Origin of the sequence: Agarivorans albus (genome assembly GCF_019670105.1) — a bacterium.
GTDB lineage: Bacteria > Pseudomonadota > Gammaproteobacteria > Enterobacterales > Celerinatantimonadaceae > Agarivorans > Agarivorans albus.
The window spans coordinates 1,584,035-1,606,090 of record NZ_AP023032.1 but is presented as its reverse complement, the minus strand read 5'-3'; the positions used below and the strand labels follow the sequence as shown (position 1 = coordinate 1,606,090).

General features: G+C 43.4%; 19 protein-coding genes. 10 read left to right on the top strand and 9 right to left on the bottom strand.

Annotation, left to right across the window (positions count from 1 at the left end; all coding sequences use genetic code 11):
- Nucleotides 1-157: 157 nt before the first annotated feature.
- Nucleotides 158-1,003 carry a hypothetical protein gene (locus tag K5620_RS07400; RefSeq protein ID WP_040307027.1) on the bottom strand — a complete coding sequence of 282 codons (846 nt, stop codon included), beginning with the start codon at nt 1,001-1,003 and terminating at the stop codon, nt 158-160.
- A complete protein-coding gene (locus K5620_RS07395) occupies nt 1,000-2,112 on the bottom strand; it encodes an LVIVD repeat-containing protein (RefSeq protein ID WP_016401261.1) in 1,113 nt (370 codons plus the stop codon). The genes K5620_RS07400 and K5620_RS07395 overlap by 4 nt, the downstream gene beginning before the upstream one ends.
- A gap of 238 nt (nt 2,113-2,350) precedes the next feature.
- Between K5620_RS07395 and K5620_RS07390 the strand changes: the two genes are divergently transcribed.
- Together K5620_RS07390 and K5620_RS07385 are read left to right on the top strand one after the other, a co-directional pair.
- Nucleotides 2,351-3,037, top strand: coding sequence for a tRNA-uridine aminocarboxypropyltransferase (locus K5620_RS07390; protein ID WP_016401262.1), 687 nt, complete (start codon nt 2,351-2,353; stop codon nt 3,035-3,037).
- 412 nt (nt 3,038-3,449) lie between these two features.
- A complete protein-coding gene (locus tag K5620_RS07385) occupies nt 3,450-3,656 on the top strand; it encodes a cold-shock protein (RefSeq protein ID WP_016401263.1) in 207 nt (68 codons plus the stop codon).
- A gap of 57 nt (nt 3,657-3,713) precedes the next feature.
- Here K5620_RS07385 and K5620_RS07380 read toward each other — a convergent pair whose 3' ends face one another.
- From K5620_RS07380 to K5620_RS07365, 4 genes are all read right to left on the bottom strand, one after another.
- A complete protein-coding gene (locus K5620_RS07380) occupies nt 3,714-4,193 on the bottom strand; it encodes a GNAT family N-acetyltransferase (protein ID WP_016401264.1) in 480 nt (159 codons plus the stop codon).
- A complete protein-coding gene (locus tag K5620_RS07375; RefSeq protein WP_016401265.1) occupies nt 4,190-5,068 on the bottom strand; it encodes a bifunctional transcriptional activator/DNA repair enzyme AdaA in 879 nt (292 codons plus the stop codon). Before K5620_RS07375 ends, K5620_RS07380 begins: the two co-directional genes overlap by 4 nt.
- A 121-nt stretch (nt 5,069-5,189) precedes the next feature.
- Nucleotides 5,190-5,945, bottom strand: coding sequence for a substrate-binding periplasmic protein (locus tag K5620_RS07370; RefSeq protein ID WP_016401266.1), 756 nt, complete (start codon nt 5,943-5,945; stop codon nt 5,190-5,192).
- A 113-nt stretch (nt 5,946-6,058) separates the two neighbouring features.
- The gene (locus tag K5620_RS07365; RefSeq protein WP_084681776.1) at nt 6,059-8,230 is read right to left on the bottom strand and encodes a bifunctional 2',3'-cyclic-nucleotide 2'-phosphodiesterase/3'-nucleotidase; all 2,172 of its coding nucleotides are present in this window, start codon (nt 8,228-8,230) and stop codon (nt 6,059-6,061) included.
- A 298-nt stretch (nt 8,231-8,528) separates the two neighbouring features.
- Between K5620_RS07365 and K5620_RS07360 the strand changes: the two genes are divergently transcribed.
- Nucleotides 8,529-9,692 carry a 3-phenylpropionate MFS transporter gene (locus K5620_RS07360; protein WP_016401268.1) on the top strand — a complete coding sequence of 388 codons (1,164 nt, stop codon included), beginning with the start codon at nt 8,529-8,531 and terminating at the stop codon, nt 9,690-9,692.
- A 139-nt stretch (nt 9,693-9,831) separates the two neighbouring features.
- On the opposite strand, the gene K5620_RS07355 is transcribed toward K5620_RS07360, so the two are convergent.
- Nucleotides 9,832-11,550 carry a carbohydrate-binding module family 20 domain-containing protein gene (locus K5620_RS07355; protein WP_016401269.1) on the bottom strand — a complete coding sequence of 573 codons (1,719 nt, stop codon included), beginning with the start codon at nt 11,548-11,550 and terminating at the stop codon, nt 9,832-9,834.
- Nucleotides 11,551-12,525: 975 nt separating this feature from the next.
- Here K5620_RS07355 and K5620_RS07350 point away from each other — a divergent pair.
- Nucleotides 12,526-13,953 carry a YcjX family GTP-binding protein gene (locus K5620_RS07350; protein WP_016401270.1) on the top strand — a complete coding sequence of 476 codons (1,428 nt, stop codon included), beginning with the start codon at nt 12,526-12,528 and terminating at the stop codon, nt 13,951-13,953.
- Nucleotides 13,950-14,984: a YcjF family protein gene (locus K5620_RS07345; protein ID WP_016401271.1), complete on the top strand. Its 1,035-nt coding sequence runs from the start codon at nt 13,950-13,952 to the stop codon at nt 14,982-14,984. The genes K5620_RS07350 and K5620_RS07345 overlap by 4 nt, the downstream gene beginning before the upstream one ends.
- Before the next feature lie 384 nt (nt 14,985-15,368).
- Here the strand turns inward: K5620_RS07345 and K5620_RS21705 are convergent, their stop codons facing one another.
- Together K5620_RS21705 and K5620_RS07330 are read right to left on the bottom strand one after the other, a co-directional pair.
- Nucleotides 15,369-16,709 carry a GNAT family N-acetyltransferase gene (locus K5620_RS21705; protein ID WP_016401272.1) on the bottom strand — a complete coding sequence of 447 codons (1,341 nt, stop codon included), beginning with the start codon at nt 16,707-16,709 and terminating at the stop codon, nt 15,369-15,371.
- A 42-nt stretch (nt 16,710-16,751) separates the two neighbouring features.
- Complete coding sequence (locus K5620_RS07330; RefSeq protein ID WP_016401273.1) at nt 16,752-17,240, bottom strand: GNAT family N-acetyltransferase; 489 nt, start codon at nt 17,238-17,240, stop codon at nt 16,752-16,754.
- A gap of 235 nt (nt 17,241-17,475) precedes the next feature.
- Between K5620_RS07330 and yidA the strand changes: the two genes are divergently transcribed.
- The 5 genes from yidA to phnE all read left to right on the top strand — a co-directional run bounded on the left by yidA (nt 17,476) and on the right by phnE (nt 22,054).
- The gene (gene yidA, locus K5620_RS07325) at nt 17,476-18,300 is read left to right on the top strand and encodes a sugar-phosphatase (protein WP_016401274.1); all 825 of its coding nucleotides are present in this window, start codon (nt 17,476-17,478) and stop codon (nt 18,298-18,300) included.
- Between the two features lie 332 nt (nt 18,301-18,632).
- The gene (locus tag K5620_RS07320; RefSeq protein ID WP_016401275.1) at nt 18,633-18,923 is read left to right on the top strand and encodes a hypothetical protein; all 291 of its coding nucleotides are present in this window, start codon (nt 18,633-18,635) and stop codon (nt 18,921-18,923) included.
- Nucleotides 18,924-19,337: 414 nt separating this feature from the next.
- Entirely contained in the window at nt 19,338-20,162 is an 825-nt protein-coding gene (gene phnC / locus K5620_RS07315; protein ID WP_016401276.1) for a phosphonate ABC transporter ATP-binding protein, read from the top strand.
- Nucleotides 20,163-20,188: 26 nt separating this feature from the next.
- On the top strand, nt 20,189-21,196 hold the full coding sequence (gene phnD, locus K5620_RS07310) for a phosphonate ABC transporter substrate-binding protein (RefSeq protein ID WP_016401277.1): 1,008 nt from the start codon (nt 20,189-20,191) through the stop codon (nt 21,194-21,196).
- 69 nt (nt 21,197-21,265) lie between these two features.
- On the top strand, nt 21,266-22,054 hold the full coding sequence (gene phnE / locus K5620_RS07305) for a phosphonate ABC transporter, permease protein PhnE (protein ID WP_016401278.1): 789 nt from the start codon (nt 21,266-21,268) through the stop codon (nt 22,052-22,054).
- Nucleotides 22,055-22,056: the final 2 nt, after the last annotated feature.

Here is a 22,056-nt window from a genome sequence, read left to right as displayed (position 1 = left end):
ATCAACAATCTTACAACCCAATGGCAGTCGCTTAGAAAAGTGAACCAAATATCGATTCACTCATCCCCGCAGAGATTAACCCTGAAACATTCTGCTTCTGACTACTATTCGATGTCATTAGGCAAGCAAAGTTATGCGCTTTGTTTGCCTGTTCGTTTTATATCGTAGGTATTTGACTCACTAAGCTCAGGCCGGTATCGCTAACATCGAGTTGAATAACTCCAGACTCACCTACCAGCATTAATCCCTGCTCAGTGGCTATCACGTCCTTACAAGGAAATACATCATTAAGTGCTTGCCTAGTAAGTACGTGGCTAAATTCAGCTGATTCTTCAGGGTTTGCCTCGAGTAATAAAGGAACCAGTCCTTCGGCAGCATCACAAACATAGAGCGTCCCCTCTCGAAGTGCTAAGCCAATGGGCTCGGCTAACTCTCGGTACTCTGCCATTGATGTACTGTTAGGTCTTACATTAGAGGCGCCTTCATCAATTTCTTCTTGAGTTGGCGGAACATAAGCTAGGATATCGCTAATATTTTCAACAAATATTCCATCCATAAAGGTGATTTCGTTACTACCATCTCTGGTGGTGTAATAAGCCACTCCGTCGTGAGCGATGACTGGATCATAGGCAACTAAATGACGAAGCTGTGCGATAAACTCAACGGGATTATCTAGGTCACCAGTCGAGCGATAAATGTCTACACCACTTGAATGGCCGACCATCACATGGCTATCATCATACACGTGTAAGGTTTCAGCTATCCAAGAATAACTATCAACATAATCAGCAGATAAAAACTCTTCTGAGCGAAGTATCGAAACTTTTTGGTTCGTATTTATCGCATGAAGATCGCCTTGAAATTCAACTAAAGCTGCAAGAGAGCCAACCTGCCCTGTTCCGCTATATACTATGGTGCCACCACTTGAGCTTGAGTCTGAATCACAAGCAGCCATTAGTACTATTGCAATCTGTACACTAAGTCTTTTAATAAGCGTTTTCATAGCAGCTCCTCTAATGGCCAAAAGTAGAAGGATTTACCATCGGCATTTTTATAACCAATCACCAAACCAATCTCGTAATCCAAGTATACAGATTCATACTCTTCAGAACTGTCACTAAACTTTGCAAATATGGTGGCTTGAGGAGACAAGCGATCATAGTTGGGGTAATTTAAGGCGAGCTCTTGAGTAGTAATGCTGTTCAAATTATTAAAATCAATCAGAACTAAATCCGTTAAAGCAGCAACAACCAGCATGCCTTGGTGAATTAGCACATCAGAAGCACCATGCACATGAACAAAGCCTAAATATACTGGCGTTTCACGATTGGTGTTATCGAAAATGTAGACACCACGCAGCTCAGAAATAATAAACATGTAGTGCTGATAGAGATAGATTTTTCCGGAGTTCTCTAAGCCGATAAACTCTTCAACCCTTGAGCCAGCATCGATATAAGCTTGTGTTAAGGCATTGCTATTTTCAGCGCTAAAGCTAACTTGCTTCTCGCCTCTAAAACTTTCCCAGTCCAAGTATATTGGCTCAATGGCGCAAATAGCTTCACTTTGATCTGGGTAAGTACAAATGTATCTAGCCTTTTGATCAACAGTTGGTGATTGATAGCTACCTAGCATCATTGCACTGCCAACAACTACCGCAACAGGGATAGCAAATTGGCTTTTCTTCGACTTAGCAATTGCTTTTTGATTATGCTGAAAAAGCCAAATGGTAGAGAAAATAGTCGCCATAATAAGCGCTGTTACGTCCATCCATTCAAAATTGCCATAACTTAGAACCCCTAAGGTTTCAGTAGCTTGGCCAAACTCAAAAGCGAGATCAACACCCAACCAACATATAGGTATTGCTAACCAACGTTTTCCTTCAGTGCCTAATAAACCAGCGGTGAACAAGCTCATGCCCACTACGTGCAGAAAACTAGGGAACCACTCTGAGGCATAGCGAGGGAGCATAATGGGATTTGCAGAAAACTTTATCCATTGATAGGCCGGAAGCGCATCAAACAGTATTTGAGGCTCCCTAAAATTTGCATAAAACAACATGCCTATCACCCCGGTAAGAATTCCCCACCAAAACAAACTGGGAGATTTAATCATAGTTACTTCCTTGTACAACAAAACTAAACCAAGCAACCTTAACAAAAAGCTCAACAAAGCCAATAAGCCCATGATTAAACGTTGATAATCATACAAGATGAATATTAAGGATGTGAATGAAAGCGCTATCAAAACTATTCATTTAACAGGAATATTTGGAGGTACAGCTAATTTGCCAATGCAAACAACAGGCAACAACCACTAGCTTGTTCGTGTTGAGCTAAGGCTTAGCGTATACTTGATTCCTTTTACTTACGCCCTATCGCTTGTGAATCGCTTTCTAGAACTCTACGCTCAGCGCAAAGCTGCTGCCACTACCCAATTTAAAGGCCGAGGGGCACGCCGAGTGCGTTGCCAAACCTGTCAAATGCCTCAGCAGCACTGCTTTTGTGAGCAAGCTATTTTGCAAGATAGTGATTGTGGTTTTGTGCTACTCATGCACAACATGGAGGTTTTGCGTCCCAGTAATACCGGCCGATTTATTGCTGACCTAATCCCAGACACCTACGCATTTATCTGGCAACGAACCGAACCTTGTGAAGCTTTATTAGCACTTTGCCAGCAACAACAATGGCAACCCTATGTGGTATTCCCTGCCGCGTTTAGCCAACCAGAGAGAGTTCATTACAAGGTAGAGCTTAAAGCAGGCCAAAAGCCGCTATTCATTATGCTCGATGGCAGCTGGCGCGAGGCCAGAAAAATGTTTCACCAAAGTCCTTGGTTAGACACGTTTCCTGTGATTTCAATTAACCCTGAACAAGCTTCCCGCTATGGGCTACGTTCTCGGCCAATAAAGGGTCAATGGGCCACCGCTGAAGTGGCTGCTCAGTTGTTAGCAATGAGCGGTGAAGAAAGTAATGGCAAACAACTTGCGCAGCGTTTTAGTCAATTTACTCAGCAAACTCTCGCAGGTAGAAACTGCTAACTCGAGTTGCTTGATCTTCTAAGCTGATTTATCCAGCAGTTTGTCGGGTATTTAATACAAGATCGCAGCTTTGATGGCTAGCTAGACTACACACTCCTTGCTATGCCTAAAACAACTTCACCTCGAACAAAACTTAACCGCCAAGGGTAAACGCCCCCTAGTGTTAACCACCAGTTTTTACTCAATTTAACAGCGAATTAAACTACTACTTTCGTGAGATACATCACGCATTGAAAACGTTATCAAGCAAAAGTGCTTTTGCCACGTTTTGTCACTATGCCTAGGCCTTTAGTTGTTGTTATGATGTTGTCGCTTGATAAGACAGCGCATAATTTGAACAAAATTACTAAGCCCTGCAGAGCAAGCAAACTTAAAAATATAGAGTATTATTTCAATTGTTTCAGGAGACATAATGTCTAAGAGCACTGGTACCGTTAAGTGGTTTAACGAAAAGAAAGGTTTTGGTTTCATTTCTCAACAATCTGGCGCAGATGTGTTTGTACACTTCCGTGCAATTTTAGGAGATGGCTTTAAATCACTTGAAGAAGGCCAGAAAGTAGCATTTGACGTTGAAGACGGTCAAAAAGGCCCACAAGCGGCCAACGTTGAGGTTGTATAAACAACTTCTAGAAGCATAACCTTGGGATTAGGTTATGCTTCCTATTTCTTTACTACCCTACTTTAGCTTCATTGTATAAATATGCTGTGGCCCTGCTGGCCCTCCCCGATACAATATTTCACTGTCTTTAAATCCACACTTTTTATATAAAGCCTGCGCAGCGTGATTGCGGCAATTTACCGTTAAGCATAAAAATTCAAAACCTGAATGTAACCGAGAGACATAATCCTTAAGCAGCAAACCCGCTAGATACCCATAACCTTTTCCTTGGTGACCATGGTCGACAAAAAATGACCTCAACAATACAGCCTTGTTCAGTGGCAAAGTTTGGTGATACGGATAATGCTGATCAATCACAAAAAATCCGACTAATTGTTTATCTACCGTCATCACATGTGCTGATTGTTGCTCACTCAGTTGTTGTAAAATATCTGCGATGTTTTTTACGTAACTTTGCTGCTCCAGAGCAACTTGTAGCGCCAAAACCTTCGCTAAATTCTGTTCTGCCAAAGGCTGCAAATTCATCTCTGGCCTCATGCACTCTCCCCATATTGATTGTTTTGCTCAGCCAATACCGCTTCGCGGCCCATCATTAGTTGTTTTCTATCTAGCCCCCAGCGATAGCCGCCCAAAGCACCACTACTGCGAATCACTCGGTGACAAGGGATAATAAATGCGATGGGATTTTTCGCGACGGCGCTGGCAACTGCGCGAGTCGCATTGGCCGAGCTCACCTGCTGTGCCAAAAACTGATAAGAACACAAATTGCCGCTAGGCACTTTTAACAAAGCTTGCCACACTTGTAACTGAAAGTTTGTTCCTTTTAGCCATAACGATAAAGCTTGTTTAGGAGGCGCTTTTTGGCTAAATATTTGAGTCAACAAGGGCCTTATCGCATCATCATCATGAATACATTTGGCTTTAGGCCACGCCTTGGTGAGCTCTTCCAATGGTATTTGCTGCTGCTCTGCTTCACAGAAGCTTAACTGGCAAATACCTCTATGTGTCGTCGCGATAAATGCACAACCAAAGGGCGTAATTCCCCAGCCATAATGAATAGTTAAACCGTCACCTTGAGCCTTAGCCTCACCAGGTGTTACCGCTTCAATATTTACAAATAAGTCGTATAAACGGGCACCACTTGATAAACCAACATCGTAAGCAAGCTCTAATACCGAGCGTGATTCAAACAACTGCTCGCGCGCTTTTTGCAAAGTGAGATACTGTAAAAAGCGCTTTGGCGATACCCCTGCCCATTGGCTAAATAAACGCTGCAAGTGAGACTCGCTCAACCCTATGTCTTCGGCCAATTCTTTAAGTTCTGGTTGCTGCTGTTGGTGGTCAACTAAATAGGCCATTGCTTGGCTTATTTGCTGATACTCTCGATGCGATTGCAATGGACTTTGCTCCATAAGGTTTCCTCACTAGCCTTTAATCGCAACTTTAACCTAATTGAATCATAGGCTCGACCCGATAATTGCAAAATAAGAGATTAGGAAATGTTGAGCAGTAAAATTAGAAAGCACCTTTTGGTTAGTAGCCAGAATTCAGCACCTGTTGTTCAGCTTGTTCGATAACTTGGGCTAACTCGCCAGACCTAAGCATCGCTTGAATCACCTCATCCACTTTCGCGACTAAGTGACGCTCTCGTTCATGAATATAATGATATAGTGGGAACACCGCCAATGGCGCTGAATAAGCGATGTGTTCGTTAAGTTTTAATCGCTTCGAAGCGACTAAACCATCAACTTTATTCGTGAGTGCCACATCAGCTCGTCCTCGGTGAACAAAGCTTATGAGTTTGTCAGTACTACTTAATTGCTCAACATACTTGTGATTAGCAGTAACATCGGCAGTATGTTTAACCCCTCTCACTACTACCAATTTATATCGCTCTAAGTCAGACAAGGTAGATATTGCTAGCGCTCGTTCGCTTAAGTAAAACGCGGTGGTGTTCAGTGAATAATAAGGTGTTGGCACACGAACCAATTGCGGGTTCTGCTCCCCATAACTCCATATTCGCATCACTTCACCATCGAGCATGCCATTTGATGCTTCTAACTGGGCTCGTTTAGCCGGCAAAGGGTTCACCTCTATGCTTAAACCCAATTTTTTGTAGACCGAGGTTAATACAACAACCCCAACTTTTTGCTCAAATAGGTGCTCAATAGCGGCGTACTTATAAGGGCCTTCGGCAAAGACCGAAGAACAAAATAGAAAACAGAAAACAAGCGCAATTTGACGAATACCCCACTCCTTATGATTAGCGAACTTATCAAGATTACCCAATAAGTTCTCCACTAATATTAGACTAGGCTTGGTTAACCGACCGACAAAAAAAGACGCACCGTTGTGCGCCTTGTGTCATTACTGCAAGCAAGCTTTTGAGTGCTTACATCAACTTAATCGAAGGTGTAGGTAAATACCCTAAAGCCTTCATTGTCTGCCACATTGTCAAACTCTTGAGTCGGCGTAACCCGAGGCAAATAGGTATTTGCAAAACTCTCTGCCGCTTCTAGGTGCGAAGACAGAAACTCAACGGTAACGCCACTTGGACCTACCAGCGTAAAGTTATGCGCATTGGGAAACTCTAATATGTCATTAGGATCGGCAAGATCATCAGATTTTGCGTTCAAGTAGTTGTTCACTAAATCACGGTTAGAATCCACTTCATCTTCATGAGCAATGCGCGCGTTGGCCACACCAGGCATCCAACTTTGCGATGCGCGGTAGTTGTTTGTTACAACATAAAGCTTTTTAGTTAAGTCATTTTCTAACGCTTCACCGGCATACATAATGTTACTAATTCTGCGGCTGTTCGTTTGAATTAAGTTACCATTTGCATCGTAGACTAACTCGCCTATTTCGTTAACTTGGTAGCGAGGAGCTTGGCTAACATCAATGCTATAAGTGAGAAGACTCTCGCCATCGGTGTCAAAGCCGCCAAAGAACACATCAAAGTTGTAGCTACGGAACTGTTGGTGCAATAAGCGATCACCCTCTTCAGCAACGGTTTGGTATTGCTGAGCAACAATCACTTCCATCCACTCGATAAGATCGGCCACTGTCAACTCAAGTACAGCAGGGGTATTGTTATCAAATACGTAAAGATCTGCCACACTCGCGCGAGTTAACGCATCACCATCGATGTTGGTATAGTCTTCGCGACCTCCGCGACCACCTTTAAAAGGAGCAGATACCGACAACATAGTAATACTTGAATCTAACACGCCATCATCTTGCCAAGACAAGCCTTGAGAATATTGCGCTTCGTTCACGATTTGCACAGAAATGTCTGACTCAACGGCCGAAAAGTAACTGTTAATTGGCTCATCAATATTGCCTATTTCTTCAGCCATGAAGTCCATGGTTCCTTCATGGTCTGAACTCACTAAATAGTTGACCATTTCATCTTGCAGATAAGGGTCCTCTTTTAATGAACGTAAACTGGCGCTGCTCGACTTAACGGCCCAAGTTTCCCCTCTGTCAGAACTTCTTAAGGTTAAATCAATCACCCCAAGGTGATTCCCCCAAAAGCCTGGCATTACGGCGGGTTTACCAAAAATCTTGCCATTAGGCGCATCAACACCTTCCATACCGTCGTAGGTATTGCTGGTTGTTGGGAAGTTGTTGTGGTCATGGCCAAACATTAAGGCATCAATACCATCTACTTGCGCTAACTGCCAAGAAGCGTTGTCCATAAAGTCTTCATCTCGATCGCCGCCAGACAAACCAGAATGCGGAATAGCAACAATGATATCAGCGCCTTCAGCTTTCATTTTTGGTACATAGTGCTCAGCAGTCATCTTAATATCAGCAAGCATTACTTTACATTCAAGGTAGCGCTTATCCCAATTCAAAATATTAGGCGGAGTGAAACCAATAACCCCAACTTTGACCGTGTAAGTGCCGCCATCTGTAGCAGTAAAGTCACGCTCAAGAATTTCATAAGGCGTAAAGTAAGGTTCAAATTGGTCGAAAAATGCAGCGTAGTTACCCGCAAAGTGTTTATCGATATCTACCGCACAAGTCTCTTCATCGACAGCAACATTATTGGTTGGTTGTTTGCCTTCAAACTGATAAACGTTAGCGTTAATGTAAGGAAAATTAGCGCCTGAAGTTGCTGCGGCTAAGTAATCTAGCCCATAGTTAAATTCATGATTACCAATGTTACCCACATCGTAGCCTAGATAGTTCATGGCCTTATAAACCGGGTGAACGTTTCGCTCGAGATAAGCGACTCCTAAGTTGGCAACGTAATCACCCATCGGGCTACCTTGAATCAAGTCACCGTTGTCAAACAACATGCTGTTTAGCGCTTCTGCTCGCGCTTCCTTAATCAATACCGCTGTACGAGCTAAGCCATAATCTTGAGGGCTCAAGGCATTGTCTTTTGGAGAAGCGAAGTAATTATAAGGCTTCATGTTTGAGTGCAAATCGGTGGTTTCCATCAAACGAAGCTCCATCTCCAATTCATTGTAAGAATTGTTGCTGGAGTTGTCCCAACATGCAGTCAAGCTCACGGTAATGGCTGATGCAAGTAGCAGTTTATTCAGCGGAAAATGATTATCCATTTCAATCTCTAAGTTAAGGTGGTGTAAAAATCGACTACACCATAGAGACCGCAGGTTTCAGTTTTATTAATTGATAAATAAAGTATTTTTAGCATGATTGTTTTACATTTATTGGCTAGTTAGCGTTACGAACTAGCTTGCAAAGCACGCCTAGCCTACACTGAGCAGACCACACAAAAGCATCAAATAATTATCACTCTGCAAATCCGCCCTAAGACAAATTTCACTTTAGTATTCGCTTTGTTATTTGGAGATAAAGGCTATAATGCCGCCATATTGCAGTACAAGGTTCGGTAGTGTGTTTAAACCTAAAGCAGCCAGTTGGATAAGTTTATATTTTTCAGGATTGTTCTTTGCCTGGGGGATCTTTTTGCCGTTTTGGGCGCTGTGGCTCGAAAGCGAAGGCTTAGATCCTAGCCAAATTGGTATGTTGCTCGGCTTTAGCATGCTGGCGCGTTTTCTTGGCAATGTGCTACTTATGCCGCGAATTAAATCCGCTAAACACCTTTTGCCAGGCGTTCGCTGGGTGAGCTTTGCCAGTATATTGGTAGTGGCTAGCCTATGCTGGTTAAACGGCTACTTTTGGCTAACAGTACTCACGCTTGCAGCAAACTTTTTTATTGCCACCTTAATTCCCCTTGGTGATGCTGTTGCCACTAAGTGGGTAAGCCAGCTCCAACTAGACTACGGCCGCGTTCGGGTATTTGGCTCTATTGCATTTATTGTCTCTTCTACCCTTTTAGGGCTTGGCCTCACCTATTTTTCTCACTCGTTAATCTTATATGCAACGCTTGCTTCTTTGGTTGTGATGTGGGGCTTAAGCTTGCTAACGCCCGCCAGCCCGTTAGTCGATGATGAAAGTGACGGTGAACCGGTAAGCAGCAAACTATGGCCGGTACTTAAACAAACACACGCGCTTAAATTTGTGGCAGTAACAGCGTTAATTCAAGGCTCACACGCTGCTTACTATGCCTACAGCACGCTTTACTGGAAAAGCATTGGCTATGCAGAATCAACCATCGGTTACCTATGGTCTATCGGTGTGGCATTAGAAATGAGCATTCTAATCTTTGGCAGTAAATGGTTTAAAAGCTGGAATGCCAACAAAATGTTTTTACTCGCGGCAGTGGGCGGAGTTATCCGCTGGGGTATTTTTGGTAGCACCGAAGTATTGCCACTGATGATGCTATCGCAAGGCTTGCATGCCTTAACGTTTGCACTTACTCAACTCGCTGCGATCAAGTACATCGCATCAGAAGCACCAAGCTCTCAAGCTATCCCGCTGCAGGCATTGTACTCGGCTATCGCGCTAAATATGGGAACCGCCCTACTCACCTTCCTCAGTAGCGCCTTATATGAACCAATAGGTTCGGGGATTTTTCTAATCATGGGCGGCTTGTCTGCGCTGGCAATTCCGCTATTGTTGCTAAATGCAAAGTCAGCTAAAGCAAGCAACTCGTGATTAAGCACCAGCGACAAAATAGCAATGCTGAGTAATAAAAAATCCGAGTGTAATGATTTACACTCGGATTTATTTTTTAGCTATTGCCTAGCCATAGCTCTGACTAGCGGTACAGTAGCTCTACAAAGCAAGCCTTGGTTTAAAAGCTACCTGCAGTTGAAGCGCCATTACCGGTATTCACCGCGTTGTTAGCACCCGATTGCCACTGAATAACATTGCTAGGGTCAGTTTCGTTACGAATAATACATTTCCATTCGATATCCGTCGCTTTAGGAAGCTTGATGGTGCCAGTCCAAGTTGGGTAGCTTGTTGGGCTTAATAACACTGCGCTAGCAGCTTGCCAGTTACCCAGTGCAGCATTGTTACCCGCCGCATAAACGCTATCGCCCATGTTGGTATTGCCGTTGTTACAAGTGAAGCTAACGTCTACTTCATCTGTTGGATCAATAACGCCACCGGTTTCTGCCAGCCACATTCTTGCTGAGCCAGCTGGAACATTCACGGTGTGGTAAGAACTGTTAACCTTAAAGCTCGAGCCACTGAATACATCAACATAGTTTTTAGCGCTGTTTAAATTACTCGCGTTAATGCTAATGTCTTTCGCATAGCCACATTTGTTAATACCCATTACGCCAGCATCGCCACGGCGTAAAACAATGGCACATTGATCGGTATACAATACTTCTTCGTCAGCACCTTGAACGCCATTGTGGAATTTAACCATGGCTTTAAGGTTGTCTTGTTTGTAATCATTTACCCAACGGCCATTATCAACACCGGTCGCATCACTAAATACCATTGGCACACCTTCTTGGCGACCCATAATATAAGCGTAAGCAAGGTGTTCATTAGCTTCGCTCATAATCTGGTAGCGGAAGCCGTCATTACTTGGGATGTCGTGGGTAATGGTAAAGGTAAGAGCTCGAATACCATCAATCGCTCCGCCCCAAGATTTAGGATTAGCTAAGGCTTCTAAGCTACCGTTAACATCAAAAGCATCACGTAATGTTTTTAATAGTGGGAAGTCGTAAGCACTGTGCGAGGTTTCACGTAAGTAAGGTTCTAAGAAGGTATCGTAATCAGGGTTACCTGCACCAGCACCAGTGATAATTTCACCAAATAAATACATGTCTTGTTTGATGTTAGCGTCGAACACTTGGTTGATATGCCAAGTAGTCATGTGTTTGGCAGCATCAATACGAAAACCAGTAACGCCCATATTTTTAATTGCTTGAACATAGCTCTTTTGCTGTGCACGAACCCAGTCATTAGGATCTAAATCGGGTAAACCAGGGTCGCCATTACCACCACAAATACGGCCGTTCATTGATTCCCAAACATCTGTCCAGTTGGTGATACAGAAGCCGGCGTGGAAATCACCAGGAGAAAACAGGTTATTATTTAAATCACCAAACAGTTTTTGTCTATTCCAGTAATCACTGTTACTAGCATAGTTATTAAGGGTATCGCTGCCTGGGAAGTAGGTAGAGTTTCCACGCTCATTGGCCATCTGATTAATCACGATGTCAGCATAGGTATTTACTCCGTGCGCTTTCAAGGCATTAATCATGTTTTGGAAATCTTCTTTGTTACCGCGGTTGTTATCGATGACTCGATAATCTTGTGGCTGATAGCGTGCCCACCATTGGGTGTTGCTACTATCCGACTTCAGTGGCGGCGCGACTAAGACATTCTTGTAACCAATATCTGCGATTTCAGCTGCTTTTTCGGCTACCTCTGAATATCGCCAATCAAAGGCATGTAAAATAACATCAGCACTGGCCAGCTGTGAAAACACAGCCAATGAAGTACCCAATAGACACGTATTTATAGCATTCGCTTTAGTTTTGTATTTCATTATTAGTAAATCCTTTCCCATGATTACTATATTTAATGAACACAAAGACCAATTTATAGAATTAAATTATATTGTTACGACAACGTTTAAAACAGCAGAAGCATTCAATACATTACATCTTAGTGCTATTGTTTTCTTTTACTTTAAGTGAGCTGTAAAAAACTGCTCTGTAATCTTGCTTGCAAGCTAAGACATAATATCTGCATTGTGGAGATCTCCACTATTTTAACGCTGCATCACTGGTCCTTGTGGCTAATTGAGAGTTTATAACTCTTTCGTTTACTGCCTTATCGACGCCGATAACATCAACAAAACATCAACTTCAGGTAATTTACTGACATATCGGTGTGTGTCAACGAAGAGCAAAGGAGATACTCTAAAGTGTGAAGCAAGTGCCTATTACAGCGAGAAATTATTTAATATTACCTAAGAAGAAAGTAATCAAACAATTAAAGCAAAGCTTTTACTGCTAATAAAAGCGAGCTCACCATACAATATTTAAAACATCTATAAATATTGAAATTTTTAATTACATTTATTTTTTCCACTTAAAAATATTATTCCCTTCTTTATTTATCGTTACTATCAAATTACCTCAATGGGATGTAGTGAAAAGCTTGCAAGGAAACAACACTTGCAGCTAGCCAGCCCTTAGATGAACAAAGTTTAATCTTGGCACCAGCCAAACTTTGGTACATTAGGGCCTAGGCGAAAACCAGCTGAGGTTAGCCCCCTAACTTGAATCTTGGGTGATAAGCCCTGATATTAATTAGAGCTTGTTGATCATTCGAGCTGTTATTTGCGGCAGTAAGCAGAGTTATTTATCCAAAGCAGAGGCTTGACGTACGGTTAGCCTAAATAAGAAGCCAGTAACAGATTAGAAGTGCGCTGAAAATGATGCTGTCTCGAACTCAATTTTGCCACGAACGGTCAATAGACCCTAGTAATCACCCATAAAAGGTTGCAGCTGTATTCATGAATTTTTCTCGACTATCTAGCGTTAAAACGAAAGCCGATGACCTAGCTAAGCTAACTATGGATAAACACATGCGTTTAGCGGTAACAGGCTTAAGTGGCGCAGGTAAAACCGCCTTTATCACCTCCCTAGTCAATCAGTTGCTATTGGGTGCAGAGAACCACCAACTGCCCTTATGGAAGTTAGCCCGTGAACACCGCTTTTTAGGGGCTAAACGCACCCAGCAGCCGCACTTACATGTAGCCAGTTTTGATTACCAAGGTGGAATGGATGCGCTACACAGCCAGCCGCCAAGCTGGCCTTCGCCCACTCATGGGGTAAGTGAAATACGCCTCAAGTTGCGATATACCCCACAATCAATGCTGTGGAGAAAGCTCAACAACACTGCCACACTCAACCTAGACATTGTTGACTACCCTGGCGAGTGGCTACTTGATCTGCCCTTACTTGAGCAAAGTTATGCTCAATGGTGCGAACATATAGAAAGCAGTTTGCAGGACTCACGCAAAACCGAACTCGCCAGCGTTTGGCAAGCTATGGTGCAGGACTTAGATATTCATAGCATTGCCGACGAAAATCGCATGGCCGACATTGCTAATACTTACACCGACTACTTGCACCAATGCAAACAACAACTAGGTATGCACCACATTCAACCGGGTCGATTTGTACTACCTGGTGAGTTGGCGGGTGCGCCAGTGCTGGCATTTTTCCCGCTACCAGCAGCGCTAGCAAATAGTCCTAGCAAAGATAAAAAACAACATAAACAATCATATCTAGGCTTGTTAGAACAACGTTTTGAATACTATAAAGAGCATGTAGTAAAGCAGTTTTACCAGCAGCACTTTATCAAGTTTGATCGACAAACCGTGTTGGTGGATTGCTTAAGCCCTCTCAATAGCGGCCACGATAGTTTTTGCGATATGCAGTTAGCAGTAAACCAAATACTTCACAGCTTTAACTATGGGAAAACCAGTTTACTGCGCCGCTTGTTTGCTCCCAAAATCGACAAACTGCTTTTTGCCGCCACTAAAGCCGACCATGTGAGCATCGATCAACACAGCAACTTGGTGCAACTGCTAAGTGAAGTCGTCGCTGAAGGCAAACGCCATGTGAAATTTGAAGGCATTACTACCGATACAATGGCCTTAGCGTCTATTAAAGCCACACAAAGCGGTAAAGCCCAGCTGAATGGAGAAAGCATTTCTGCTATTAAAGGTATATTGCAAAGTGATGTAGAAAGTCAGCAACAAACCACTTTGTTTCCTGGTGAAGTGCCTAGCCAGTTACCCCAGCAAGATTTTTGGCAGCAACAAGGCTTCGAGTTTAGTCCTTTTCAAGCGCCAATCACCAGCCCTTATCAGGCTCTCCCTCATCACCGTATCGACCAAGCGATTGAGTTTTTGCTAGGAGATAAATTTAAATGAATCCCCCTATAAAGCAGCGCCAAGTGCTGCATACCGATGAAATCCCAAATGAACAAGCTGAAGAGACACAAGGCAAGCCTGCCCCATTGGCCAGTAAACAAGTGCTCGATGAAGAGCTAAATTGGCAAGAAGACGACACTCTGGAGCAATTAGAACCTCTAGACATTGAACTGCATCCGAAAAAAGCCAGCCCTTGGTTAAAATACGGCTTTAGCGCCGCCTTAATTATCGCCTTTGGAGAAATGGCGCTAAGCCTTAGTGAACTTTGGCAAAGCTCGCCAACTCGCGCAGCAATATATAGCGCAGTATTAGCCAGCATTGTGATGGGTTTAGGAGCAATAAGCTTTAGAGAACTAGCCAAACTACGCCGCCTAAAACACTATCAAAAAGAACACCTATTAGGCGCTGCCTTGCTTGACCAAGAGAGCTGTGATGGTTCAAAAGCTAAAGCCTACTGTGAAAAGCTGGCCAAACTACAAGGCTTAACCGACAGCCAAGAATACTTGAGCTGGAAGAATTGGCTAAGTGACAGCCATACCAGCAAAGAGATCGTAAGCTTATACAGCGAAACGGTATTAAGTCCTTTAGATAATCGCGCCAAACAAGTGATTAGCAAATGGTCTAGCGAAGCGGCAGTATTGGTTGCAATAAGTCCTTTAGCGCTAGTCGATATGCTGATTATCTTTTGGCGCAATATCAAAATGATTGAAGCCGTTGCCAAAATTTATGGCATAGAACTGGGTTACTTAAGCCGAATTCGGCTTATCAAACAAGTATTTGCTAACATGATTTACGCAGCAGCGAGCGAAGTTGTAGCCGATGTAGGCAGTGACCTATTAGGCGCAGAACTTACTGCCAAGTTATCTGCTAAAGCAGCACAGGGTATTGGTGCAGGTTTACTTACTGCCCGCCTTGGTTTCAAAACCATGGAGCAAGTTAGGCCGATACCTTGGACACTCAACAACAAACCCAAGACTCAACAGCTAAAAGGCATACTGTTAGACAAAGTAAAACAGAAGCTAAAAGGCTAAGAACGCTGTCTTCAATAGGCCATTTACTTAGCTAAATGGCCTGGAGCTAGCTCCCAAACTTAATCACTTAACCACTTGGCTAATTTAGTGATAAAGAGAAAACCTTGATGCTATAAGCTGGAATGGTGAGCTCGAGCTCTTGGTTAGCAACGTGTTCGTTTGAGCTAATGCCACTATTTCCACAACAGGATCTGGCTCTGGCTGGCTAACAGATGTGCAGGCCGCCACGGTGGCAACGAGCACTATGCTGAGTAGGTTGTATCTCATGGTCTTTCCCTTGCTGTTATCGCTTTATAAGTTTTGTTATGTACTCAAACTATAAAAGTAATAGATTTAAACCAGCAGAATGGAAAGCCTAAAAATTAACTATTGTGTTCGGTGTAATTAAGCAAGCGCCTTAATAAACAAAAATTGGGGGTGCTCACTTAAACGTTGGTAATGCTCCGGCGAGATTGTTTTTAGTGCCTCACTAGGTTTACCTTCGCTTAACTCGGTAATCACCATTTCATGATCGGTAAGCGCAGTTATCAAAGCAGAGAGCGGCCTGCGGTAAAAACTCACCTCAACCGGTTTGCCAACCGTATCCCACATTTCGGTTACTTGCTCGGTTGCAAAGTAGTTACCACTGGGGCTCGCTTCAATATCTACCATCGGGTGATGAGTAGAAAATACAAAACTACCACCAACCTTTAGTACGCGCTTCACATCGACAAATAGCGGATTTAGGTCTTGCAGATAATGCAGCATTAAAGGGCAGATCACTAAGTCATAACTGGCATCCGCTTCCTCTGGCAATCCCGAGGCTAAATCTTGCTGATACACCGTTAACTGAGTAGCCAATTTTTGCTTTACCAAGGCCACCATTTCACTTGAACTGTCAATCGCCGTTACTTTAGCGCCCTTAGTTAACAAATACTCTGCATACACGCCTGAGCCACAGCCTAAATCGAGCACTGTTTTACCTGCGAGTTCACCTAACATGGCTTGCAATGAAGGGCGCTCGTAATGCGCGTTGTAAATGTTGTCTTGAATAGCCACATCGTATTCTTTGGCATAAGTGGAATACATAGCAGGTTTTTGAGGCATAGATTTAGCCTTTAAGTTAGCGCCTTGCTGCTGAGAAAGTTGAGGGTGAATTGAATACTCTAAAGTGCTTGAGCCACTAAAGCCCAACAACCAGTTTAGATAGGGATAATACTCTCGTTTTACTTGTTTAAAACCTTTAGCAAGGTAAAGCTTTTTGGCTCTTGGATTACTGTCGATGACATCTAAGCGCACCTTAGAAAACCCCTGCACTTGCGCTTGCTGAATAATGCCATCTAACAGCATGGAGCCTAAACCCTTACCCCGGTATTCTTCTGCCACCGCGATGCCATCCATCACCATAGTGTGCTGACTTGGTTTACGTTCAAACAAGCTAAATACTAAAGCTGCCCAAGCGCCTTTTACGTAGCCCAACAAATCAACCAAACCTTGCCAGCCAATTCCGCTGGTAAACCCTGCTTTAGGGGTTTGAAAACCTGCCACCGCAACTAAACGTCCTTGATCGATTACCGACAGCGCATATTCAGGCTTAAAAGACTGGGCCAACAGCGCGATACGCTGCCGTTGATTGGGAACAGCCAAGCGAAACTTTTGTCCAAAAGCTTGTTCGTACAAGGCTGCCACCGTCTTCCTGTGATGTTCTGGCCAGCCTTGTTGAACTGTAAACTGAGCTTTTTCCATAACCCGATTCCTAAAACAATACCCACCTAATAAGCTTTCTAGCTACAACGCCAATGCCATTACCCAATCGTCCATAACATAACCTTGGCCAATATCGGTGCATTGCTCAGCTACTTTAACAAAACCCATTTTTTGATATGCAGCTATAGAGTCATGATTATGTCGGTTTACTGTCAGCGTTATTTGCTGCAAACCAAATTCATTGGCAAGTTGTTTGGCAAAGTTCATTGCTTGTTTAGCATAACCTCGACCTCGAAAACGAGAATGTACGTAAATCTTACTTAAAAATAGCTGCTGTTCCTGTCGCTGAACCCCTAGGTAACCTAGGTTTTCACCTTCACTCTGCAACAGATAGTAATAATACTGCTCGGTCTCAATTTGCTCAGCTACGCGGGTAGCCGAGTGAAAAGTACTAAGCATGTATTCCACCTGCTCAACACCAATAATCGGCGTATAATGCTCTAGCCATATCTCTCTGGCCAACTCTGTAAGCTGTTGAATATCATGTTGATTACTTACCTGATAAAACACCGTACCTCCTTTTTTCAACAAATATAGCTACGATTAACCGCACTCAATTATCCTAAGCGCACCCTAGCATGAGAACCAAGGCCTACCAAGCAGCAGCAAACACACAAAGCTAAGGATAGATTGATCTAAATTGCACCAATGTCACAGTTTTAAGGTAGAATCGCCGCTCATTTATACAACGTTAGCTGTTAGCCTACTTCGGCTTGTTTAGCACTCACTAAAGGTTTGCCCATATATGATTAAACTTATCGCCCTAGATATGGACGGCACACTTCTCAATGACGAGAAAAAAATCACTCCGCGCACTTATCAAGCCATTCAACAAGCTAAGCAAGCGGGTGTAAAAGTAGTACTTGCATCGGGTCGTCCACTAGAAGGTTTACGTCCTTATTTAGAGCAACTCGAGTTAACCAGCGACCGAGATTTTGTTATTTCCTATAACGGCTCTTTAGTACAGCGTGTAGGCAGTGGAGAAATCATTCATAAAACCACGCTCAATGGCAGCGATGGTACACAGCTAGCCAAAGTAGCGGAGCAATTAGGTGTTTTTATCCACGCCTTCTCTGCAGAGCATGGCCTTATTACTCAACAGCACAACCCTTGGACCGATATAGAATCTTCTATTAACGGCATGGATGTAAGTGAAGTTAACTTTGCCTCACTGCAAGCAAACGATGCACTTACCAAAATTATGTTTGTAGCTGAGGAAAGCATACTCGACAAAGCTATTGCCAACTTGCCTGCTGAGTTACGCAAACAATACACAGTAGTGCGCAGTGCGCCGTTTTTCTTAGAGTTTTTGCACCGTGACAGCAACAAAGGTGTGGGTGTAGAACAGCTAGCCAATATCTTGGGTTTAAATGCGTCTCAGGTAATGTGTGCTGGTGACGCCGACAACGACCGCCACATGCTGCAATACGCGGGTTTAGCGGTTGCGATGGCAAACGCTGATCCTGAAATTAAAGCAATGGCTAACTACATAGCCCCAAGCAATAAAGAAGATGGAGTTGCTGTAGCCATTGAAGAAAATGTACTAAGTACGCTTTGCCCAACCAGTTAAGCTAAACGGTAAGTAAACAGTAATAAAGGCGAAGCTAAAACCCTTAGCTTCGCCTTTATCTATTAAGTACCGTTCTCATTCCTAGCAAAAACAAGTCCTAAACCTTCCATTTAAAATCAGCTTGATTAATTTATAAGCTTTATAAAAACAACAACAAATAAACACCATCACACAAGACAAATAAGTCACACCCCTTACAAAATCCAACGAATTTTTTTAGCTATTTTAGTTATACGAACAGCAAACAAGCATCCGATTCTCGGCATATTGTCATTAGATTTACCGATGCTATATTTCGCGCTCAGATAACTGATTAATAAGGAAATTCTAAAATGAGCACTAAGAAAACCGTAGGTATCGTTGTGGCAGTAATTGGTGTAATTCTAATTGCCATTGGTGGCTTTAGCCTTAATGACATCGCAGTCGCTGAGCAACAAGCGCAAGCCTTAGGCGGTTTATTTGGTGGTGCTGGGAATGATTTACTGGGCGGGCTAGGTTTAGATGCAGCATTAGAAGCACAAAAAAACAAAGCTTATGGGTTTATTGTATTTGGTATTGCTGCCATTGTAGGTGGTGTTTACATGCTAAAAACCGCCACTGAAGAAAACACCAAAGCAGCTTAATTTAAATCAACAATGCTCACTTAATTCCATTTATCTAGAGAGCATTCGATTTAGTAAACTCAATAACAAATCCGAGTGACTAAGCCCGCTCGGATTATTCAATAAATTTAAAAAAGACCTTTCTATTGGTGCTTATAAACAAGCCCGCGATATTTAGTAGAAGCATTTAGGAACTAACCCGTCATTGTTTAACCCTAAAGCTGCAACTTCCTCATTGGTATAACACCAAAAAACGGCTTTTTATTGCTCATAAGCAAGTTCTAAGAAAAATCTTCCAGCCTACTTAGCCAACTAAATCCTGAACACTTTGTAACCAAATCGCCACAAATAAGTCACCCAACTGACATGTCTAGATAAGCTAACTGTCACATTACAAGCCTAAGTTATTGTTCAAAACAACGGCAGGATCCTGTAATGAACAATCAAGTAATCACAGTCAAGCAGCTGAACAAACACTTTGAAAACAACCACGCCCTTAAAAGCGTAGATTTAAGTGTTCAGCAAAGTGAAATGGTGGCATTACTTGGGCCGTCAGGCTCAGGAAAATCAACCCTATTGCGCCACTTAAATGGCTTGGTTAGCAGTGACAAAAACAGCAAAGGCTACATCGAAGTTCTTGGCATGCCAGTGCAACGTGACGGCAAGTTTTGTAACACCGTACGCAAAAGCCGCAGCCAAACAGGTTATATCTTCCAGCAGTTTAATTTGGTTTCACGCCTTAGCGTTTTGCAAAATGTTTTGATTGGCGCACTAAGCGCTACTCCTAGCTGGCGTAGCCTTACTGGCCGTTTCACCTTTGAGCAAAAGCGCCAAGCTTTAGCAGCTTTAAAACGAGTAGGCCTTGAGCAATTTGCTTTACAGCGCGTTTCAACCCTATCGGGTGGACAACAACAACGTGTAGCGATTGCTCGCGCCTTAATGCAACGCGCCAAGATCATTTTAGCCGATGAGCCGATTGCTTCCCTAGATCCAGAGTCGTCGCGCATCGTGATGGAAATACTCACCGACATCAATAAACAAGAAGGCATCGCAGTAGTGGTGACCTTACACCAAGTTGACTACGCCAAACGTTATTGCCCACGTGTTGTGGCGCTAAAACTTGGCGAAGTATTTTACGACGGACCTAGCGAGCAATTAAACGAAGCCAAACTTGCCGCGTTATACGGCTCGCAAGCTCAACTAACAACCACCGAAAACCAAGACCAAGCAGTACCACAACTTTGGCCACAGATGGCCTAAACCCAATTAATAAGGAGATAGATGGCATGTTAAAGCTAATCAAGCAGACAGCCTTTGCAACCGCAGTTGTTGCGACAGCGTTAAGTTCAACCATGGTTTCAGCTGCTGAAAAAGCGATGGACACCATCAACTTTGGGATTATTTCTACTGAGTCTCAGCAAAACTTAAAAACCACTTGGACACCGTTTTTAAAAGCGATGGAAGAGAAAACCGGTTACAAGGTAAAAGCATTTTTTGCTCCAGATTACGCAGGCATCATTCAAGGCATGCGTTTCGATAAAGTAGACGTAGCTTGGTATGGCAACAAATCAGCCATGGAAGCAGTAGACCGCGCCGGTGGCGAAATCTTCGCACAAACCGTTGATGCTACAGGTAACCCTGGTTACTGGAGCGTATTGGTTACTCACAAAGATAGCCCGCTAAACAGCCTTGAAGATGTTATCGCCAAGCGTGGTGACCTTACTTTTGGTAACGGCGATCCAAATTCAACCTCTGGCTTCTTAGTACCTTCGTACTACGTATTTGCACAAAACAACATTTCAGTGTCTGACTTCAAACGCAGCATGAACTCTGGCCACGAAGCCAACGCCCTAGCCGCTGCAGCGAAACAAGTAGATGTAGCAACTGGCAACACCGAAAACATGGATCGCTTAAAAATTACTGCACCTAAAAAGTTTGAGCAGTTAAAAGTTATTTGGAAGTCACCACTTATTCCTTCAGACCCAATTGTATGGCGTAAAAACCTACCAGAAAGTGTGAAAGGCGAAGTGTATGACTTCTTCATGGAATACGGCACCACTGGTGATGCTCAAGAGCTAGCAGTATTAGAAGCGCTACAGTGGGCCCCGTTCAAAGCCTCTAGCGACCTTCAACTACTACCTATTCGTCAATTGGTATTGTTCAAAAACCGCATTGTTACAGAAAACGACACCAAGTTGTCGAAAGCCGAAAAAGCCGCTGAGCTAGCAGTAATTGACGCCCAACTTGCTGATTTAAATCGCCAGCAAAGCGCCATTACCGCAATGGCCCAATAGCGAACGACAAGCTGGGTGCAAACCCAGCTTTTCTTTAGGCAACTTATCTAGACATGTTGAGAACCTTAAATGACTACCGAAGCCGCAATTCTTAACCAAAACTCCAAGCCATCTTGGTTAAGCCTACTTTTTTGGGCCATCGCCATCGCCGGTTTAACTTGGAGCTGGCAAGGCGCCGAAATTGCCCCGATGAAGATCTATAACGATGCCGGCAACATGGCCGAGTTAGCCAGTGACTTCTTTCCACCAGATTTTACCGACATCAATTACTACCTCGAAGAAATGTTAGTGACCCTGCACATCGCCATTTGGGGCACCATTTTCTCAATTTTTTTATCAGTTCCTTTTGGTTTGATGTGTGCCGAAAACATGGTTCCAGCTTGGGTGTATCAGCCTATGCGTCGACTGATGGATGCAGCCAGAGCAATTAACGAAATGGTATTTGCCATGCTGTTTGTGGTTACCGTTGGCTTAGGCCCGTTTGCAGGTGTAATGGCTTTGTTTATCCATACCACCGGCGTGCTGGCTAAATTGTTTTCCGAAGCAGTAGAAGCCATCGATCCCGGCCAAGTAGAAGGGGTAAGAGCTACTGGCGCAAACAAGCTGGAAGAAATTGTTTATGGGGTCATTCCGCAAGTACTGCCACTGTGGATTTCATTCTCCTTATACCGCTTCGAATCAAATGTTCGCTCAGCCACCGTTGTAGGCATGGTAGGCGCTGGCGGCATTGGGGTAATTCTATGGGAAAGCATTCGCGGCTTTATGTTTCCACAAACCTGCGCAGTGATGATCATCATTGTAGTCACCGTAAGTCTGCTCGACTTTATCTCTCAACGCGTTAGAAAACTGTTTATCTAAGC

What these genes read in the sequence shown, in the direction of transcription:
- K5620_RS07385 (WP_016401263.1), top strand. Translation starts at nt 3,450, where the DNA reads ATGTCTAAGAGCACTGGTACCGTTAAGTGGTTTAACGAAAAGAAAGGT.
- phnD (WP_016401277.1), top strand. Translation starts at nt 20,189, where the DNA reads ATGTTAAAGCTAATCAAGCAGACAGCCTTTGCAACCGCAGTTGTTGCG.
- K5620_RS07400 (WP_040307027.1), bottom strand. Translation starts at nt 1,003, where the DNA reads ATGAAAACGCTTATTAAAAGACTTAGTGTACAGATTGCAATAGTACTA.
- K5620_RS07365 (WP_084681776.1), bottom strand. Translation starts at nt 8,230, where the DNA reads ATGGATAATCATTTTCCGCTGAATAAACTGCTACTTGCATCAGCCATT.
- K5620_RS07350 (WP_016401270.1), top strand. Translation starts at nt 12,526, where the DNA reads ATGAATTTTTCTCGACTATCTAGCGTTAAAACGAAAGCCGATGACCTA.
- K5620_RS07375 (WP_016401265.1), bottom strand. Translation starts at nt 5,068, where the DNA reads ATGGAGCAAAGTCCATTGCAATCGCATCGAGAGTATCAGCAAATAAGC.
- K5620_RS07395 (WP_016401261.1), bottom strand. Translation starts at nt 2,112, where the DNA reads ATGATTAAATCTCCCAGTTTGTTTTGGTGGGGAATTCTTACCGGGGTG.
- K5620_RS07320 (WP_016401275.1), top strand. Translation starts at nt 18,633, where the DNA reads ATGAGCACTAAGAAAACCGTAGGTATCGTTGTGGCAGTAATTGGTGTA.
- K5620_RS21705 (WP_016401272.1), bottom strand. Translation starts at nt 16,709, where the DNA reads ATGGAAAAAGCTCAGTTTACAGTTCAACAAGGCTGGCCAGAACATCAC.
- phnC (WP_016401276.1), top strand. Translation starts at nt 19,338, where the DNA reads ATGAACAATCAAGTAATCACAGTCAAGCAGCTGAACAAACACTTTGAA.
- K5620_RS07345 (WP_016401271.1), top strand. Translation starts at nt 13,950, where the DNA reads ATGAATCCCCCTATAAAGCAGCGCCAAGTGCTGCATACCGATGAAATC.
- K5620_RS07355 (WP_016401269.1), bottom strand. Translation starts at nt 11,550, where the DNA reads ATGAAATACAAAACTAAAGCGAATGCTATAAATACGTGTCTATTGGGT.
- phnE (WP_016401278.1), top strand. Translation starts at nt 21,266, where the DNA reads ATGACTACCGAAGCCGCAATTCTTAACCAAAACTCCAAGCCATCTTGG.
- yidA (WP_016401274.1), top strand. Translation starts at nt 17,476, where the DNA reads ATGATTAAACTTATCGCCCTAGATATGGACGGCACACTTCTCAATGAC.
- K5620_RS07380 (WP_016401264.1), bottom strand. Translation starts at nt 4,193, where the DNA reads ATGAGGCCAGAGATGAATTTGCAGCCTTTGGCAGAACAGAATTTAGCG.